Origin of the sequence: Neisseria sp. P0019.S003 (assembly GCF_051957115.1) — a bacterium.
GTDB lineage: Bacteria > Pseudomonadota > Gammaproteobacteria > Burkholderiales > Neisseriaceae > Neisseria > Neisseria flavescens_D.
Map to the genome: position 1 here is coordinate 210,144 of NZ_JBQCWT010000002.1, position 17,540 is coordinate 227,683.

Consider the following 17,540-nt stretch of genomic DNA (forward strand, 5'->3'; position numbering starts at 1 on the left):
GACGGCCTTTTGTTACAATAACGCTTTTGCGTTTCTAAGGCTTTTCCATGTCCAAACCCACCGTTTCCCCGATGATGCAGCAGTATCTCGCCATCAAATCTCAACATGCCGACAAGCTGGTGTTTTACCGCATGGGCGATTTTTACGAGCTGTTTTTGGATGACGCGGTGGAAGCGGCGAAGCTGTTGGACATTACCCTGACCACGCGCGGGCAGATGGACGGCGTGCCGATTAAGATGGCGGGCGTGCCGTTTCACGCGGCGGAGCAGTATCTGGCGCGGCTGGTGAAGATGGGCAAAAGCGTGGCAGTGTGCGAGCAGGTGGGCGAAGTCGGTGCGGGCAAAGGGCCGGTGGAGCGCAAAGTCGTGCGCATCGTAACGCCCGGCACGCTGACCGACGCGGCGTTTTTGGAAGACAAGGAAACCAACCGCATTGTGGCGGTGAACACAGACAAGAAAAACGTTGCCATCGCATGGGCTTCTTTGCAAAGCGGCGAATTCAAAACCAAGCTGACGACGGCGGACAAACTCGCCGACGAGCTGGCGCGTTTGCAGGCGGCAGAAATCCTGTTGCCCGAAGGCAAAAGCCTTCCTGATGGGTTTAAGACGACCTCCGCCAACATCACGCGCCTGAACTCGTGGCAGTTTGCCGCCGACGCGGGCGCGAAATTGTTGACCGAATACTTCGGCTGCCAGGACCTGCACGGCTTCGGTTTGGACGGCAAGGAACACGAAGCCGCCGTCGGCGCGGCGGGCGCGCTGTTGAACTACATCCGCCTGACGCAAAACCTGATGCCGCAACACTTAGACGGCATTTCGCTCGAAACCGACAGCCAATATATCGGCATGGACGCCGCCACGCGCCGCAATCTCGAAATCACGCAAACCCTCTCCGGCAAAAAATCGCCGACCCTGTTTTCCATACTCGACGGCTGCGCCACCCACATGGGCAGCCGCCTCTTGGCACTTTGGCTGCACCACCCCCTACGCAGCCGCGCCCACATCCGCGCCCGCCAAGAAGCCGTTGCCGCGTTGGGTTCGCAATACGAAACCCTGCAAGGTCGTCTGAAAAACATCGCAGACATCGAACGAATCGCCGCCCGCATCGCCGTCGGCAACGCCCGCCCGCGCGATCTCGCCGCCCTGCGCGACAGCCTGTTTGCCCTGTCCGAAATCGAATTGTCCGCTTCAGGCAGCAGCCTGTTGGAAACCCTCAAAGCCGTTTTCCCCGAAACCCTGCCCGTCGCCGAAACCCTCAAAGCCGCCGTGATGCCCGAACCCGCTGTCTGGCTCAAAGACGGCGGCGTCATCAACCAAGGCTATTGCGCAGAACTCGACGAGTTGCGCCACATCCAAAACCACGGCGACGAATTCCTGCTCGACCTCGAAGCGCGCGAACGCGAACGCACCGGCCTCTCCACCCTCAAAGTCGAGTTCAACCGCGTCCACGGCTTCTACATCGAGTTATCCAAAGTCCAGGCCGAACAAGCGCCTGCCGACTACCAACGCCGCCAGACATTGAAAAACGCCGAACGCTTCATCACCCCCGAACTCAAAACTTTTGAAGACAAAGTCCTGACCGCGCAAGAGCAGGCATTGGCATTGGAAAAACGCCTGTTTGAAGCCCTGCTGAAAGAAGTTCAGACGGCCTTGCCGCAGCTTCAAAAAGCAGCCAAAGCCGCCGCTGCCCTCGACGTACTTTCTACGTTTGCCGCGATTGCGGCCGAACGCGGCTTCGTCTGCCCCGAGTTTGCCGACTATCCGGTCATCCATATCGAAAACGGCCGCCATCCCGTCGTCGAGCAGCAAGTGCGCCACTTCACCGCCAACCACACCCGCCTCGACCACAAACACCGCCTCATGCTTTTAACCGGCCCCAACATGGGCGGTAAATCCACCTATATGCGTCAGGTTGCCCACATCGTCCTCATGGCGCACACCGGCAGCTTCGTGCCTGCCGATTCAGCCCAAATCGGCCCCATCGACCAAATCTTCACCCGCATCGGCGCATCGGACGACTTAGCTTCCAACCGCTCCACCTTCATGGTCGAAATGAGCGAAACCGCCTACATCCTCCACCACGCCACCGAGCAATCCCTCGTCCTCATGGACGAAGTCGGTCGAGGAACTTCGACTTTTGACGGCCTCGCCCTTGCCCAAGCCATTGCCGAACATTTGCTGCAAAAAAACAAATCCTTCAGCCTCTTTGCCACCCACTATTTCGAGCTGACCAAACTGCCTGAAGCCCATGCAACGGCAGTCAACATGCACCTCTCCGCGCTTGAGCAAGGGCAGGACATCGTCTTCCTCCACCACATCGAGCCAGGCCCTGCTAGCAAAAGCTACGGTATCGCCGTTGCCAAACTCGCCGGCCTGCCCAACCGCGCTTTGAAAGCAGCTCAAAAGCATTTAAACGATTTGGAAAACCAAGTCGCCGCCAACCGTCCGCAGTTGGATATTTTCAGCGCCATGCCGTCTGAAAATGGGGCGGATGAGGAAGGGAAAGAACAAGAAGTTGAGCCTGTTGATAATTTGCAGACCAATGAATTGACTGAAGCGTTGGCGCAAATTCAGCCCGACAACCTCACGCCGCGCGAAGCCTTGGATGCCTTGTATCGTTTGAAAGATATCTGCAATAAGGTGTCGTAAATAACTCAAAGGCCGTCTGAAACAGGAGAAACATATAATGAGTTTTGCTGACATTACCGTGGTTGGTATTACCGGTGCAGATTCTTATACCGAGGGCACGATGTATGCCATTATCCGCAGCTGTGCCGAATTGCCCGGAAGCCGTGGATTGCTGATCAGCCCGAGCTGTCCGCAAGGTTTGCCGGAAAATATCCGACATCAGCCTTGCCGGAAATTCGGTTATCTGGAATACAATCTGTTTGTTTTGTACCAACTAATGTATTACATCAATACTGATTATTGTTTGATTGTTCAAAATGACGGATGGGTATTGAACGGTCAAAACTGGCAGGATGCCTATCGGGAATATGACTATATTGGCGCACCTTTGCCAATTTTGTTGGAAACCGAAGCCGACGGGCAGTTTTTTCTGAAGGGAACCGACCAATATTTGGCCAAACAACATCTGATTCAGACTTCTCCGAATTTGGACGAGCCGCAGAACGGCGGTTTCAGCCTGCGCAGCAGACGGCTTTTAACCATGCCGCGACAGCTGGGCTTAAATGTAGAAATCCGGCCGCCTTTGCCGCCGGAAGACGGAAAAATTGCCGATATGGAATGGCTGGTACGGCTGCACCACGAAGATATGTTTTTGACGGCGCAACACCGTTATAGATTGCAGGACTTGGGTTTGAAATTCGCGCCTCCGAATATTGCGACGCAATTTTCTTCAGAAGTACCGTTGATCAATCAAATGAGGAATGTCCCTTTAGAGCGCGTCTTTGGGGCGCACTGGATGGGTAATGTAGTCTTGACCGGCCGTAACCGTGTCCGGTTTGCCCAATTGAATGAGGATAAATTGGAAACATACTCCCGTTTTTTTAGAAATTTGGGTTATGAATGGGAATAAATTAAGGCCGTCTGAAAGTTCAGACGGCCTTTTTTAATGGCTGTTAATGTTGATGATGGTGGGCATGGCGTGCAGCCGCGCGTTTGGTACCGACAGGCACAATCAGCGTTGCGTAAGCTTTGTCTTGTTGGCATACGCTTTTATCGCTGTAATCGGTCTCGTTCACCACTTTGATTTTCCACAAGCCGTCAATCAGCGTAATCACATTGACCACGCCGTTTTTATCGGTTTTGCCGGAGAAGCCTTGAGGCTCGCGGTGGTCATGGGTCGATTCCAAGTCCATTTCGGCCAAAGTGTCCGAGCTGGCGGTAACGGTGGCTTTAACTAAAGGCTCGCCTTTGTACAGGACTTTGACCGGCAAAATGCCGCCGGCTTTGACTTCGTTCGGATTTTGCAGCGGAACCAGTTCCAGCTCTTGGCCGATAGGGCGGGTCAATACCGCTTCATCAACTGCGCCGTTGCCCACTTGGACAAAGCTTTTGCCGAACATTTGTGCCTGTTCGCAATAGGTGGCACCGGCCAGTTGTTTTAAGGTTTGCTGTTTCCAGCCGTCTTGGTTTTTCGACCAGAAAGTCGGTTTGTAGGTTGCGCTGACCCAGTAGGAGCCTTCAGGCAAAGCGGCTTTGGAAACGTATTGATAGTTCTCGCCTTTATTTACCAAATCAACGGTTTTCTTTGAGCTGCCGGTCAATTGCAGCGGTTTGAAAATATGCACGCGGTCGTCGGCGATTTTTTCGACATTGGGGAAGTCATGGCTGTAACCCAAATCCGCATGCAGGATTTTACCGGCAGGCTGATGTGTCGGTGCGGCCACCCAAACATCGTGCGCCTGCGCCACTGCGCCCAATCCCAGCAATCCTAAAAGCATCCATTGTTTCATAGTTTCTACACTCCATTTTGTTGTTGAATGAAAGGCGAGGCCTTGTATTTTGGCGAGTAGAAACATTACTCTTATTTGCATTTTTTGTAAATAATAAGAACTATATTTTTTAATTATAAATAATTATTTATATTGAATTTTCAGACGGCCTGACGTATTGGTAATGCTGTTTGCAACGTATGTTTATCTTGTATAAATAGCTGCTTTAATCTTTATCTGATTGATGTATATATAATTTATTGTGATTTTTGTCTGAGTGGGCATTTTTTTCCGACTTCCGCCCGGATTGTATATAACCAAAACTGATAAACGCGAAAGCAAACATTATTTCCAGTTTGCATCCAATCCCGATAAAGTGCTCCCATATTTTCAACAGGAGCCGATCATGAATATCCGTACGTTTTCTTTTGCCGCATTGACTGCCGCGCTGGCTTTGAGCGCGTGCTCGCCAAAAGCCGAACAATCCGCCGACAATGCTTCTCAAGCTGCCGGAGGTAAGGGAGGAGAGGTCAAATTGCTGAATGTCTCCTACGATGTCGCCCGCGATTTTTATAAAGAATACAATCCTTTATTTGTCAAAGAGTTTGCCGCAAAAAACGGCGGACAATCGGTTGCAGTCCAACAGTCGCACGGCGGCTCCAGCAAGCAGGCTTTGGCTGTCGCCAACGGTTTGGCTGCCGATGTGGTGACCATGAACCAGACTTCCGATATCGAGCTTTTGGTGAAAAAAGGTTTGGTCAAAGCCGATTGGAACACCCGTCTGCCGGACAATGCCGTACCTTATACCAGCAACGTCGTTTTCTTGGTGCGCAAAGGTAATCCGAAACACATCCAAGACTGGGGCGATTTGTCCAAAGACGGCGTGCAAATCGTTTTGGCCAATCCGAAAACCACCGGTAACGGCCGCTACGCCTTTTTGGGTGCGTACGGTTATGGTTTGAAAGTGAATAACGGCGATGAAGGCAAAACCAAAGATTTTGTGGCCGCATTGCTGAAAAACACGCCTGTGTTTGAAAACGGCGGCCGCGCGGCAACGACGACTTTCAGCCAACGCAATATCGGCGATGTCTTGGTTACCTTTGAAAACGAGGCCAACTACGTCAGTAAAAAGCTGACCCAAGACCAATTTGAAATTGTCTACCCAAGCTACACCATTCTTTCCGAAGCGCCGGTTGCCATCGTGGACAGCGTAGTCGACAAAAAAGGCACACGCGCCGCTGCCGAAGCCTATCTGCAAAACCTCTGGAGCGAACCGGCTCAAGAATTGGCCGCTAATCTTTACTTGCGTCCTCGCAACGCTGAAGTATTGGCGAAACACAAAGCCGATTTCCCTGAGATTGAGACGTTTAATCCGAATGAGAAATTCGGCCCGTGGGAAGAAATCATGAAAAAATTCTTTGCCGACGGCGGATTATTTGACCAGCTTTCCAGTAAAAAATAAGGCTTAAACATAGAGGCCGTCTGAAACTTCAGACGGCCTTTTGTTACAATAAGCCTTTTTCTTATCCATCTTTTCCCATGTCTCAACGCAAAATCATCCATATCGATATGGACGCATTCTACGCTTCGGTAGAACTGCGCGAGCAGCCGCAATTGAAAGGGCTGCCCGTCGTTGTGGCGTGGGACGGTACGCGGTCGGTCATTTGTGCCGCTTCTTATGAGGCGCGCAAATTCGGTTTGCACTCGGCCATGTCGGTGGCGACGGCGAAAAGGCTGTGTCCGCAGGCGGTGTTTGTGCCGCCGCATTTCGATTTGTACCGCCAGGTATCGGCGCAGATTCATGCCGTGTTTCGGCGTTATACCGATTTGATCGAGCCTTTGTCTTTGGATGAAGCCTATTTGGATGTTACCCGAAATTTTGAAAATATCCCGTACGCTAGCGAGGTGGCCAAACGTATTCGTGCCGAAATTTTTGAAGAAACCGGTTTGACGGCCTCCGCAGGCATCGCGCCCAATAAGTTTTTGGCCAAAATCGCTTCCGACTGGCGCAAACCGAACGGGCAGTTTGTGTTGTCGCCGCAAAAAATCATGGCGTTTTTGGAGAGCTTGCCGTTGGGTAAGATTCCCGGTGTCGGCAAAGTTACGCTGAAAAAAATGAACGCCCTCGGTATGCAGACTGCCGGCGATTTGCGCCGTTTTGAGCGCGGCGAACTTTTAAACCATTTCGGCCGCTACGGCTACCGCCTTTACGATTTGGCACGCGGTATCGACGAGCGGCCGGTCAAAGCCGAACGTGAACGCTTGCAAATCTCAACCGAAATCACCTTGCCCGAAGATTTGTCTTTGGCGCAGGCTTCAAGCCATTTGCCGCACCTTGCCGAAGACCTCTGGCGGCAAATCGAACGTAAAAACGTCGAAGCCAAAGGCGTTACCCTCAAACTCAAAACCCACGATTTCCGCATTATCACACGTTCGCTGACGTATTCTTCCGTCCTTCCCGACAGCGCCTCGCTGCTTCAGGCGGCGCATACTTTGCTGCAACGCATACCGCCGCAACGCGAAGACGCCTTCCGCCTGATCGGTATCGGCGTGAGTCATTTGCTGCCGAAAAACCAGCAGCAGACGCTTTGGTTATAAAGAAATAGAAAAGCATTCTTTCCGTTTGAAGATAGGGCGCAGGACAATATTGTTCCATAACATATCGGCAGCCGTTTAAACAGGCCGTCTGAAAATTATTAGGAACAACCAGCCATGTCTTTATTCCGCCCACAATTCTGGAAAATCCCCGAAATCAGCGATGACGAACGCCACCGTCTGCCTGAGTTGGCGGCTGCTTTGGAGTGCCGTTTGCAAGACATTGCCGCGCGCTATCCGCAAGCCGTGTTCGCATCCAGTCTTGCGGTTGAAGATATGGTCATTACCGATGCCGTGTGCCGTCTGAAACTGCCCATCCGCATCATCACGCTCAATACGGGCAAACTCAATCCCGAAACCGCCGCGCTAATTGCCGAAACCAATGCGCGTTATCAAACCGAATTGGAAGTGTTTTATCCCAACCAGCAAACCGCCGCCGAATTTGAAGCGGAGTTTGGTACGGCCGCGATGTACGACAGCGTCGAGTTGCGCCGCCGTTGTTGCCATATCCGCAAAATCGAACCGCTCAACCGCGCTTTGCACAACGCCCCCGCATGGCTGACCGGACAACGCCGCAGCCAGTCCGAAACGCGCAGCGAATTGAATTTTGAAGAGCTGGATACCGGCCGCAACATCGCCAAATTCAATCCTATTTTCGATTGGGAAGAGCAGGATGTTTGGGCATATGCGCACGAGCACAAAGTTCCGCTCAATGCGCTGTATCATCAGGGCTATCCCAGCATTGGGTGCGAACCCTGCACGCGTCCGGTCAAGCTGGGCGAAAATATCCGTGCCGGGCGATGGTGGTGGGAAAGTAAAGACAGTAAGGAATGCGGTTTGCACAAATAATCAAAGGCCGTCTGAAAACGTTTCAGACGGCCTTTTTGACGGTTTAACAATTGATTAATCAAGTATTTGCTTTTCGCTCAACAAAAGTGGAAAGCAGGGCGGTATCGATGTCCCATTTCCAAATGCCTTGATCCGAGCCGTCCATGCCGCGCAGGAAGAGGTAGCGGATGGCGATTTTGGGCAACGGCTTGCCGCGCAGGGCATAGTAGCGCGCGATGGCAACGGCGTAGATCAGGGCTTGCAGGTAGTAGTGATGATGCGCTACGGCTTCGTTCATCGCCTGTTGCGTGTACGCACTTGCATCGTTGCCCAAATGGTTGGATTTGTAGTCGATTAAAATGACATTGCCGTCTGAATCTTGGCAAACCATATCGATAAAGCCGTTCAAATAGCCTTGCAAATCATGGAAATCAAGCAGTTGCGCGGCTTGGACGCATTCAGGTGGCAGGTTTGCTTCGCTTGAGGCAAACCAACGGCGCAAGTCGTCCAGTTTGAAATCGTCCATGTACAGGGTGAACCCCATTTCGGGCAGGCGTCGGGTCGGCGGAATCTGCGACAGGCTTTCGTTGATTAAAGGCGTCAGGCGGCAGGTGTCGAGCATGGCGCTCACCGTCGGCAGCCATTTGTCTTCAAAGCTGTGGCGTTGCAAAACTTCGGCAATCATTTCGGATTGGCTCTCGGCAGAGGCGGCGAAGTCGAGTTTTTCCAACATTTCATGCAAACATACGCCGGCATTGGTACCGCGGGGGAAATGGTGGATATCGAGGCCGTCTGAAAGTGGGGACGGCAGGTTTTCAGACGGCATGGCACGGTCTGCGCTTTCTGCCGGGTCGATGGCAGGTTGCAAAGGCTCGTGTTGTTCGTCGGTTGACTTGGTGTGCCTGCTCAAGCCGGTAAAGCTGGTGTGGCGGATAAAGTCAAAATCGCGGCGTTTGATGCTATGCGCGCTAAAAGCTTGGTCTTGCTGGCGGCTGTATTGATAGACGGTTTCCGGCGGGGCTTCTTCCGTGAAGGCAAACTCTGTATTTTCAGGCGCGTTTTTGATAAAGCGTTGCCAGTTGGTTTTGAGCATTTCCACAACGTCTGTCGCGCTTTTATAGCTTTGGCTGACGCTTTCGCGGCCGGCATCCGGCAAACCTTCGAGCAGATAGGCAAAAGGATTGTTTGGCGTACAGTTTTTGTTGGCGGCGGCGTAGATGTTGAGCTGTTCTTCGGCGCGGGTAAGGGCGACATAAAGCAGGCGTAAATCTTCTGCCGTCTTTTCGTCGGCAAGATGGCTTAGTTCTGCTTCCGAGGTTTGCGATTTTGCCAGCAGTTCGGTTTCGTGGTTGTCCGTATGCAGGATTTTCCAGTTTTCTTTGGAATTGTCTTTGGTATCCCACGCGAAGGGGCAGTACACCAAAGGATATTGCAAACCTTTCGAGGCGTGCATGGTAACGATTTTGACCAATTTTTCGTCGCTTTCAAGACGGATGGTTTGCGCGTCTGATGGGAAATGGCTGCTGCGCGCACGGCTGATTTGTTCGTTTAACCATTTATGCAGAGTGGCAGGGTTGCGGCTTTGGCTGTCTTCTTCGGCCAATAGCTCCAGAATTTGATAGTAGTTGGTCAGGCTGCGTTCGTTGCCGCCTTTAAGCAGGCGTGTTTCGATGTCATGTAGGGCGGCAAACTGCTGCACGGCGGCAAAAATGCCGCCTTTCCGCCATTTTTCCATGGCTTGGGCAGATGACTCCAGCCATTTCAGCAGCTGGTGTTCGTTGTGGTTGAGTTCGTAAATCTCTTTGGCGGTATAGCCGAACAAAACGCCGGTTAAGACAAAGCGCAGCCAGTCGGTTTGCCTTGGGTTGAGCCAAAAGCCGATCAGTGCGGACAGCGAGTCGGCCTCGACGGAATCGAAAACGGACTGGCGCGACAGTAACACGCTTTGGATGCGGCGCTGTTTCAGTTTTCCGGCAATCATCGCCGCTTCGTTGTTGGTGCGCACCAAGACGGCAATATCGCCGGATTCCAGCGCGCGGCCTTTGAAATTCAGACGGCCTTCGGCTGCTTCATTGAGTGCAAAGGCAATTTCATCGCCGCAATATTCGGCGGCACGGCCGCGCAAAATCTCCTTGCCGGTTTGGTCGTCCGTATTGAGCCAGCGCACTTGAATGGCAGGGCGGTGTGGCGACAGCCGGCTTTCGGCGCGGCTGGCGGAGACATCGCTGTAATCGATGTTTTCCAATACAAAGGGGTGTTTTTTTTGTTTGAACAAGGCGCTGATGCCGTTAATCAGCTTGGCATGGCTGCGGTAGTTGACGGCAAGGGTGTAATGCCTGTCCGCATCTTGTGCGGCTTGCAGATAGGCGTAAATGTCCGCACCGCGAAAGCTGTAAATTGCCTGTTTGGGGTCGCCAATAAGAAACAGCGGGCAGCCTTGTTCGATAAAAATTTGGCGGAAAATTTCGTATTGCAGCGGGTCGGTATCTTGGAATTCGTCAATCAGCGCGATTTCCCAGTTTGCCGCCGCCGCTTTTGCCAACGCGTTGCCGTGTTCATTGGTGGTCAATGCCTGATGGACATCCAGTAGCAAATCGTCAAACACGCGCTCACGGCGTGATTTTTTTTGTTCGGCAATGGATTGGTTGATGTAGGAAAGGAGGTCGAGTTGCAGGCAGATGAAGACCGCTTCTTCCGCGCTTTCCATTGCCTGCAAATCACGACCGAGATTGGCTAAGGCTTGCAGCTGAATAATTTCCGGCGCATCGGCATCGGCTTTATATTCTTTTTTCAGTTTGCTGTTGAGTGTATCGACACTGAAATGGTTTAGTTTTCCTAGTGTTTGTTTGCTCAGGCGGGGCAGACGGCTGGATTCGGCGTTTGTTTTTAAATCGGTAAAAACATTTTCAAAGGTATTTCTTTTGTAGGTCTGGCCGTTAAGTTTGGGCAAGATTGTCCAAAACGCTTTTTCCAAGTCTTCCAACTGGCCGCAAACTTTTTGCCATGTTTCTTGAAGGTTGGCTTGGGCTTCTTTCAAATCGCCTTCAGGCCGTCTGAATTTCAGATAGGGGCGGCCGGTATAGCTTTTGATTTCGGCAAGCATTTCTTCAGGCGTGCATTTTCGGTCAAAAACCAATTGTGCCAATGTGGCATCGGTTACCACTTTCTGCCGCCAAAAGTCCTGTGCAGGAATCAGCAGCCTCTCGCGCGAGTCGTCCGACAGCTCGACATCCAAAGGCGCGCCGCACAAAAACGCATAATCGCGCAAGACGCGCTGACAGAAGCCGTGGATGGTGTAAATCGATGCGTTGTCAAACTGGCTCAGCGCGGCTTTGAGGCGGAGAACCAGGCGATGGCAGCTTTCTTGTCCGTCTTGCTCGCCTAAAGCCAAAGGAATCAAGCGATTGAGAAAGTCATCGGGGGATTTTTTTTCTTTTTCGTAATATTTGTTCAGGCCGTCTGAAATATGTTCCGGCTCGCCGCCCAAGGTTTGGATTTCGTTCAAAACCTGCAACACTTCGTCCAAACGCGCGCGCAAACGGGTTTTCAGTTCCGCCGTCGCCGCTTTGGTAAAGGTAACGACCAGAATTTTCTCGATGTCTTTTTTTTCTAAAACAATCAGTCGGGTAAAGAGCGCGGCAATGCCGTAGGTTTTCCCCGTACCGGCAGAAGCTTCGATTAGGTTGGTGCCGTCGATGGAAAGTGTGAGCGCGTCAAAAGGAAGGGCGGAAGACATGGTAGGAACGGAATAATATTAGCGAGGCATTATCATAACAGAGATAGTGTGTTGTTTTGCATTGATGATAAAAATGCCGTCTGAAAACTTTCTGTTTTCAGACGGCATGTCTTAATGGCTATTAAATGACTTCAATAGTGCATCTTAGTAGCGCAAACGGCGTCTGGCGTAGCTTGGTTGGCGAGGACGGTAGGTATAACGGTTCGCCGCAGGAGCTTTACTGTCGTCATAGTAGTACGCAACATTATTACCGTTGATGGTCGTATTGTTGACGCTCAAACCGGTTGGAGAGCCGGTAGTAATAACAACATTGTCGCTTTGGATGACGTTTGCCGTATTGGTTACGGTGGCTTCGTTTTTACCTTTGGCGTTGATGCCGCCGTTTGGTTTGCCTGAAGCGTAGCTGCCGTTGACATTGACGGTCAGATTTTTTTCGTTAACGCTGCTGATCGCGCCGGAAGTATTGACTTTGTTGCCTTCTACTTCAACGGAGTTGTTGGATACCAAGTTGGTACCGTGCAGGTTGACGTCGCCGTTGTTGGCATTGATTTTAATGTCGTTGCCGGCCGCTACATTTGCGCCTGTGGCGGTAGAAGAAGCGTTATCAGTTTTGTTGACGCTGACAGAGCCATTGACGTGCGGAACGGCAACACCGGTTTCAACATTGATTGTCGCGCCAGCGCCGATACCGACATTAACGGCTGTACCTTGGTTGGAGGCAGTATTGGCTGACTCGGTGAAGGTTACGCCGTTGCCTGCGGTAATGTTGACGTTGTTGTTGGCAGTAATGTTGGATGCGATTTCAGCAGAGTCTTTGGCGTTGATGACAACATTGGTCGCATTCATATCGCCTTTGACGGCGGTAGATTCTTTTTTGTTTTCATCAGCGTAGTTGACGTTCAGGTTGGCATTCACATCTACGTTTGAACCGTCTTTGGTGTACGCGCCGACAGTCAAAGAAGCACCGCCTTGTTTGCTGCTGCTGTTGCTGGTGTTGTGGGCGGCAGTGTTGTGGTATGAACCTGCATCAATGTTGATCGCACCGGTAACATCATATTTTGTACCTTCATCAGACACTTTGTCATTTGCCAAAACGATGGCATTGCCTGCGTTGATGGTGGTTACGGTTGCAGTGGATTCATTGTGGGTCGAAGAATTGCCTTGACCTTGTGCAGTGATTTCACCGCCGATGCCTTTGTTGGTGCTGATGCCGGCAGAAACGACCAAACCGCCGCCGTTTTGTTTCACATCGGATTTTGCACCGCTGTGTGCCGCTGCATGAGTAACGTTTTTGGCAGCTTCAACCACATTGCCAGTCGCATTAATCACGGTACCTTCTTGATTAATATTGCCGTTTGCAGTGATGGTGGTGTTGCCGCCGGTGTTGATGTTGGATACATGAGATGTATTCGTTACGGTAGTCGCATCTGTTTTGGTGCTTGTAATGCCGACAGATACGCCGACTCCTGCAACGTTATTTTTTTCGTATGCAGTAGCAGATACGCCCAAATCGGTTACGCGGCCGGATTCGGTCACAGTGTTGCTGCCTTTGGATGCAACAACATTGACGTCATTGGCTGCGGAAATGTTGACGGATTCTTCGCCGTTGACTTGGCTGCCGCTGACGGTAACGTTTGAGTTGGAAGACAACTGGGTGTTTTTACCGGTCAAAATGCTGCCGTTCAGGCCGACAGAATGAGTATCGGTGTGGGTATCGGTGAATTTGATACCGGCTTTGGCAGTCACGCTGCCGTTTTCTTTATTGGTTTCGGTGCCAGAGTAGCCTTTGATGGAATACTCGTTGACCTGTTTGTTTTCTACCGCTTTGGCAGCATCAATGGTCAAATCGCCTGCGGAAGAAAGTTGCAGTTTTTGTGCCGCAAACAATGCAGAACCGATCACATTGATGTCTTTGTTGGAAACAACGGTCAGGTCGGCATTGGAAACCAGGGTGGAACCGGTTACTTTTTCAATGCTGCTGTTGCTGCTGGTTTTAGAGGTCGTGATATTGAAAATCGTACCTTTACGCGCGCTTTGTGCGGAAGTGTCGGTGCTGGTGGCGTTTTTAATATCAACATTGCCTGCTTTGGAGCTGACGAATGTACCGGCTTGGCCTTCAACGGTACTGCCGTAAACGTTGACGCCGTTTTTTGCACCCAAGACTACGTTTGAGTTGGCAGTAATGCTGCTGCCGTGCAGGTTTTCGGTACGGTTGTTTTGAACTTGGCTTTCACCGCCGAACAGGCCGCCCCAGTATTTTTTCTGGTCGTCGAGGTTGTTGGTGTTGATGGTGGTTTGAGTGCCCAAGTTGATGTTGTTGACATCGGTAACGACATTGCCGTTTGCCGCAATGCTTGCGCCGTAAGTGCTCAAATCGCCTTCGGAAATCAAACCGATATCACCGGCTGCGGAAATTTTGGTTTGATGGGCGGTAGAGTTTTTGGAAGATTTTGTAGCGATACCGGTTTTCAGGGCAGCAGTTTCATTTTTGAAGCTGACATAAGTCGAGCTGCTGTCGGTTTCGCTGTTGCTGCTCAATACGATGCCTTGTTGGGCGGCAATGCGAGCATCAGCAGCCGAGTTCAGTTCGGTCGCGTCCAATTGGACTTTGCCTGTGGTGGCAATATTGACAGAACCGGCATTGATTTTGGTTTGATGCAGGCTTTCGTCAGCAGAAGAGCTCAGGTTGTTGTTGTACCAAAGGCCTTTGCTTTGAGTATGGTCGGATTCTGTACGGTTGGTTGTTTTTACCGCGTTAGAATTGATGTTGCCCGTGGCAGATGCAGTCAGCGCACCGGCATTGATGTTGGCCGCGCTCAGGTTGAGGCTGCCGCTGTTGTTCAAAGTCAATGACTCGGATGCATTGATATTGCTGGCGGTAAAGTTTTCCGTTTTGTTGCGGTCTGAACGGAAGTGTTGAACATTTTTTGCCTCTTTGCCGCTGGAAGATTTGTTGGCGGAATGGCTGGTAACCGTGCCTTTGATGTCGGTATCACGAGCAAATAATTCCATTTGTGCGCTGGTCAGATTGGCTGACTGGATGCTCAGGTTGCCTTTGCTGTCGATATTCAGGTAGCGGGTGCCGGTAATGGCGGCATTTTGAATGTTTTGTTTGGCGCGTTTGTCGGTCGCGTGGATGCGGATGGTACCGGCGCGCATACTGCCGAAGATATGGCCGTCAAGCACCGGCGCATTTGAAGCAGCGTCCAATGCTTCGATTTGTGCGGTTTTGTAGTCGAAGTTGCTTTTACCTGAAGAAATGTTGATGGCGTCGGCGGCATTAACGTTGGCTGATTTGCCGACTACAACTTGCGGCGCGAGCAGGTCAACTACGCGGTTGCCGCTCAAATTGCCGTTTACTTGCAGTTGTTTGCCATTGTCGCTGATATTGAAAGATTTCAATGCGCCGTCTGAAACAGTTGGCGTACCGACAACCAAGGATGCGCGGTTGGCATTCAGGATGCTGCCGCCGTTGTGGGTAATGCCGTTAGGGTTTGCCAAAACATAGTCTGCGGCAATACCGAAGATCTCTTGCTGACCCAAGATCAGGGAAGGGTTTTTGCTGACCACTTCATTCAAGATCACAGATGCGGCCTGACCTTGGAAGTTTTTGTTGGCAGACAGGTTTCCGGCCAGTTGGGATTTACCGGCAGACAGGGCATTATTCAAAACGGCGCCGTGTTGGGAAACGTTGTACTTATTATATTGGTTGTGAGAAAGACCTTGGGCCGTCGGTGCGGCAATGTTGACGATGTCAACATTGTGCTGCTGCTGTACCGAAGTTTGGCCGATGGCTTCGATATTGGCGGCTACCGCTGCATTTCCCAGGAATGCAAAGCACACGGCGACAGTTACTTTGCCGGAAGCTGAGAGCTTAGGCTGATATAAAGTGTCGATTTTCATGGATTTTAATCCTTATTTATCGTGATGGAGATTGAATCAGAAATCCCATATCGAGTATTGGATTTCTGTTGAGGAAATTTTTGAATGTATTAACATTGTTATGAAATTTTTTACAATCATACCACCAGTATGGCCTTGTGTGCACTATTTCAAATGCAAATAAAAACCGCTCATCTCATTGATATTAATGGAAAATTAATAACGTTAAGATGGGCGGTTTATATATTGGATAAAAGGATATGTATTTACATAACTTTAAAATGGAATGCGTAAAGAAACGGTCACATGATCCTGTATTTCGCTGTTTGATTGGTTGGGCATGCGCGCAAAACCTTTGCCGTAGTCGGCAGAAAGCTGCCATTTGTCCGCCTTGCCCAAATTCAAACCTGCAACCACACCTATAGCGCGTTGCGAACCTTCGTTATTGTTTTTGGCAACGCCGATGTCCGCGCCCAGATAAGGCTCGATATAGATGCCGTGAGGCGTATTGCGGCGGAAATAAACGGTATTGCTTAACAGGACTGCGCTGTTTGCGCTCACAGAAGTCGAACGGAAACCGCGTACATTTTGATAGCCGACGATGTCCATTTCTTTGGCGGCAAACAAATCATGAGGGCTATATTGGGCATCGATTTGGTGATGGTTGCGCACGATCCATTTACCCAATGGACGGTTTTGAATCAAATTGCTTTGCAAGGATACAGAGGTATAGCGTTTGTCGAACGGCGTATGTTCGGTATTTTTCGCAAACCCTTGTTCCACGCCGATATTGTTGAGCCAAATGCCGTTTGGCAGGATGGCTGTATGCGACAGGCCGACTTGTGCCGAATAGATTTCAGGGCTTTGCAATTCCAGTTTGCTGTCGGCAAATTTTGCAGTCTGTTTCACATAATCGATGCCGGCATAGGCGGAGGCAATGTGTTTTTGACTGCGTGAGAATACGCGGTCTGCTTTGATTCCTGCCGCTTTGGATTGGGAGCGGTAGGCGTAGCGCGTTACGCTGGGTGTTAGGATGCTTTGCGATTGCGACGCGGCAGCGTAAGTGCTGAATGTCCATGCGCCATAAGGAACTTGGTAGAACAGGCTGCCGCCGCGACTGTAATGGCTGTCGTGGTTGTTTAGATTGGTGTAGCCGTTTAGATAAAGGGAGTCGCTCAATCCCAACGGGCTGCCGATATTCAGGCTGCTGCGCAGTGTCGTGGTATTGGGTTTGCTGCCTTTATTGTCGATAGTCACGCTACCGCCCCAATGTTTTTCGGCATCGTTGTTGAGTTGGATGGAGGCGGTGCCGTCATCATGCGGATAAACATCGATGCTGACGTTGTTGCCGGCAACATGGTTTGCCTGTTCGATACCTTGGTCGAGGTATTGAATGTTCAGCGGTTTGCCTTGATGATTGGGGAAGAGGGTGTCGACGTTGACCGTACGGGAGCCGCCGGTAATCTCACGGATTTTGCCTTCGATGACGGCCAATTTCAGGATGCGTTCAGGCGTGGTTTCAAATTTGATTTGCGTGTGCGGATAGCCTTGAGCGATATATTCGGCAACGATATCCCGGTTCAGTTGGTTGATGTTGTTTTGATTGATGCATTTGGGGAGCTTGGCTTCAATCTTTTTGGAATCGATGAGCGTAATGCCGGAAAGTTCGATACCGGTGTAATCCAAACATTCGGTATTGTTTTCAGACGGCACCTCTTGTGCAACCGTGTCGTTATCTTGTTTTTTCTGTAAATCCCATGCCGACTGCTCGCGTTTTTGGATTTCGACCGAATGAATCTGATCGAGATTGTCGCGGAAGTCTTTGTCGAATTGGTTGGGTACGTTTTTATCGATTTGATTAAGCGGATTCGGTGTATTGGCCGCATAGGCGTTTAGCGCGGAGAGAATCAATACGGGCAGGGGAAGAAGGCGGGATTTATACATGGTGTCGTAATTTTATAGGGATAATAATTGGGTTTATTTTATCGAAAATAGCTGCTTGGGGCGTATCGGTTTTTATCCTTGTCTGCAATCAGGGTTTATTAAGCAACAATGGGATAAATTTTTATGATAATACCATAAAAATATTAAGGGAATTTAAAT

9 protein-coding genes are annotated in these 17,540 nt (G+C 50.7%); 5 read left to right on the forward strand and 4 right to left on the reverse strand.

The genetic code is table 11. The features are described from left to right. Nucleotides 1-47 precede the first annotated feature (47 nt). Nucleotides 48-2,648 (forward strand): DNA mismatch repair protein MutS, encoded by a 2,601-nt coding sequence (gene mutS / locus ACTHTS_RS04145; RefSeq protein ID WP_440369303.1) that lies wholly within the window; start codon nt 48-50, stop codon nt 2,646-2,648. Between the two features lie 37 nt (nt 2,649-2,685). Further along, entirely contained in the window at nt 2,686-3,537 is an 852-nt protein-coding gene (locus ACTHTS_RS04150) for a DUF5672 family protein (protein ID WP_440369304.1), read from the forward strand. 43 nt (nt 3,538-3,580) lie between these two features. Here ACTHTS_RS04150 and ACTHTS_RS04155 read toward each other — a convergent pair whose 3' ends face one another. Continuing rightward, a complete protein-coding gene (locus ACTHTS_RS04155; protein ID WP_440369305.1) occupies nt 3,581-4,417 on the reverse strand; it encodes a DUF4198 domain-containing protein in 837 nt (278 codons plus the stop codon). A 391-nt stretch (nt 4,418-4,808) separates the two neighbouring features. Between ACTHTS_RS04155 and ACTHTS_RS04160 the strand changes: the two genes are divergently transcribed. From ACTHTS_RS04160 to ACTHTS_RS04170, 3 genes are all read left to right on the forward strand, one after another. Further along, nucleotides 4,809-5,858 carry a sulfate ABC transporter substrate-binding protein gene (locus ACTHTS_RS04160; protein WP_440369449.1) on the forward strand — a complete coding sequence of 350 codons (1,050 nt, stop codon included), beginning with the start codon at nt 4,809-4,811 and terminating at the stop codon, nt 5,856-5,858. 77 nt (nt 5,859-5,935) lie between these two features. After that, on the forward strand, nt 5,936-6,994 hold the full coding sequence (dinB, locus tag ACTHTS_RS04165; protein ID WP_440369306.1) for a DNA polymerase IV: 1,059 nt from the start codon (nt 5,936-5,938) through the stop codon (nt 6,992-6,994). A gap of 114 nt (nt 6,995-7,108) precedes the next feature. Next, the gene (locus tag ACTHTS_RS04170; RefSeq protein WP_440369307.1) at nt 7,109-7,840 is read left to right on the forward strand and encodes a phosphoadenylyl-sulfate reductase; all 732 of its coding nucleotides are present in this window, start codon (nt 7,109-7,111) and stop codon (nt 7,838-7,840) included. Between the two features lie 58 nt (nt 7,841-7,898). Here the strand turns inward: ACTHTS_RS04170 and recB are convergent, their stop codons facing one another. The 3 genes from recB to ACTHTS_RS04185 all read right to left on the reverse strand — a co-directional run bounded on the left by recB (nt 7,899) and on the right by ACTHTS_RS04185 (nt 17,381). Then, nucleotides 7,899-11,555 carry an exodeoxyribonuclease V subunit beta gene (recB, locus tag ACTHTS_RS04175; RefSeq protein WP_440369308.1) on the reverse strand — a complete coding sequence of 1,219 codons (3,657 nt, stop codon included), beginning with the start codon at nt 11,553-11,555 and terminating at the stop codon, nt 7,899-7,901. 144 nt (nt 11,556-11,699) lie between these two features. Beyond that, nucleotides 11,700-15,458, reverse strand: a complete 3,759-nt coding sequence (locus ACTHTS_RS04180; protein WP_440369309.1) for a hemagglutinin repeat-containing protein — start codon at nt 15,456-15,458, stop codon at nt 11,700-11,702. A 255-nt stretch (nt 15,459-15,713) separates the two neighbouring features. Continuing rightward, nucleotides 15,714-17,381, reverse strand: coding sequence for a ShlB/FhaC/HecB family hemolysin secretion/activation protein (locus tag ACTHTS_RS04185; protein ID WP_440369310.1), 1,668 nt, complete (start codon nt 17,379-17,381; stop codon nt 15,714-15,716). Nucleotides 17,382-17,540: the final 159 nt, after the last annotated feature.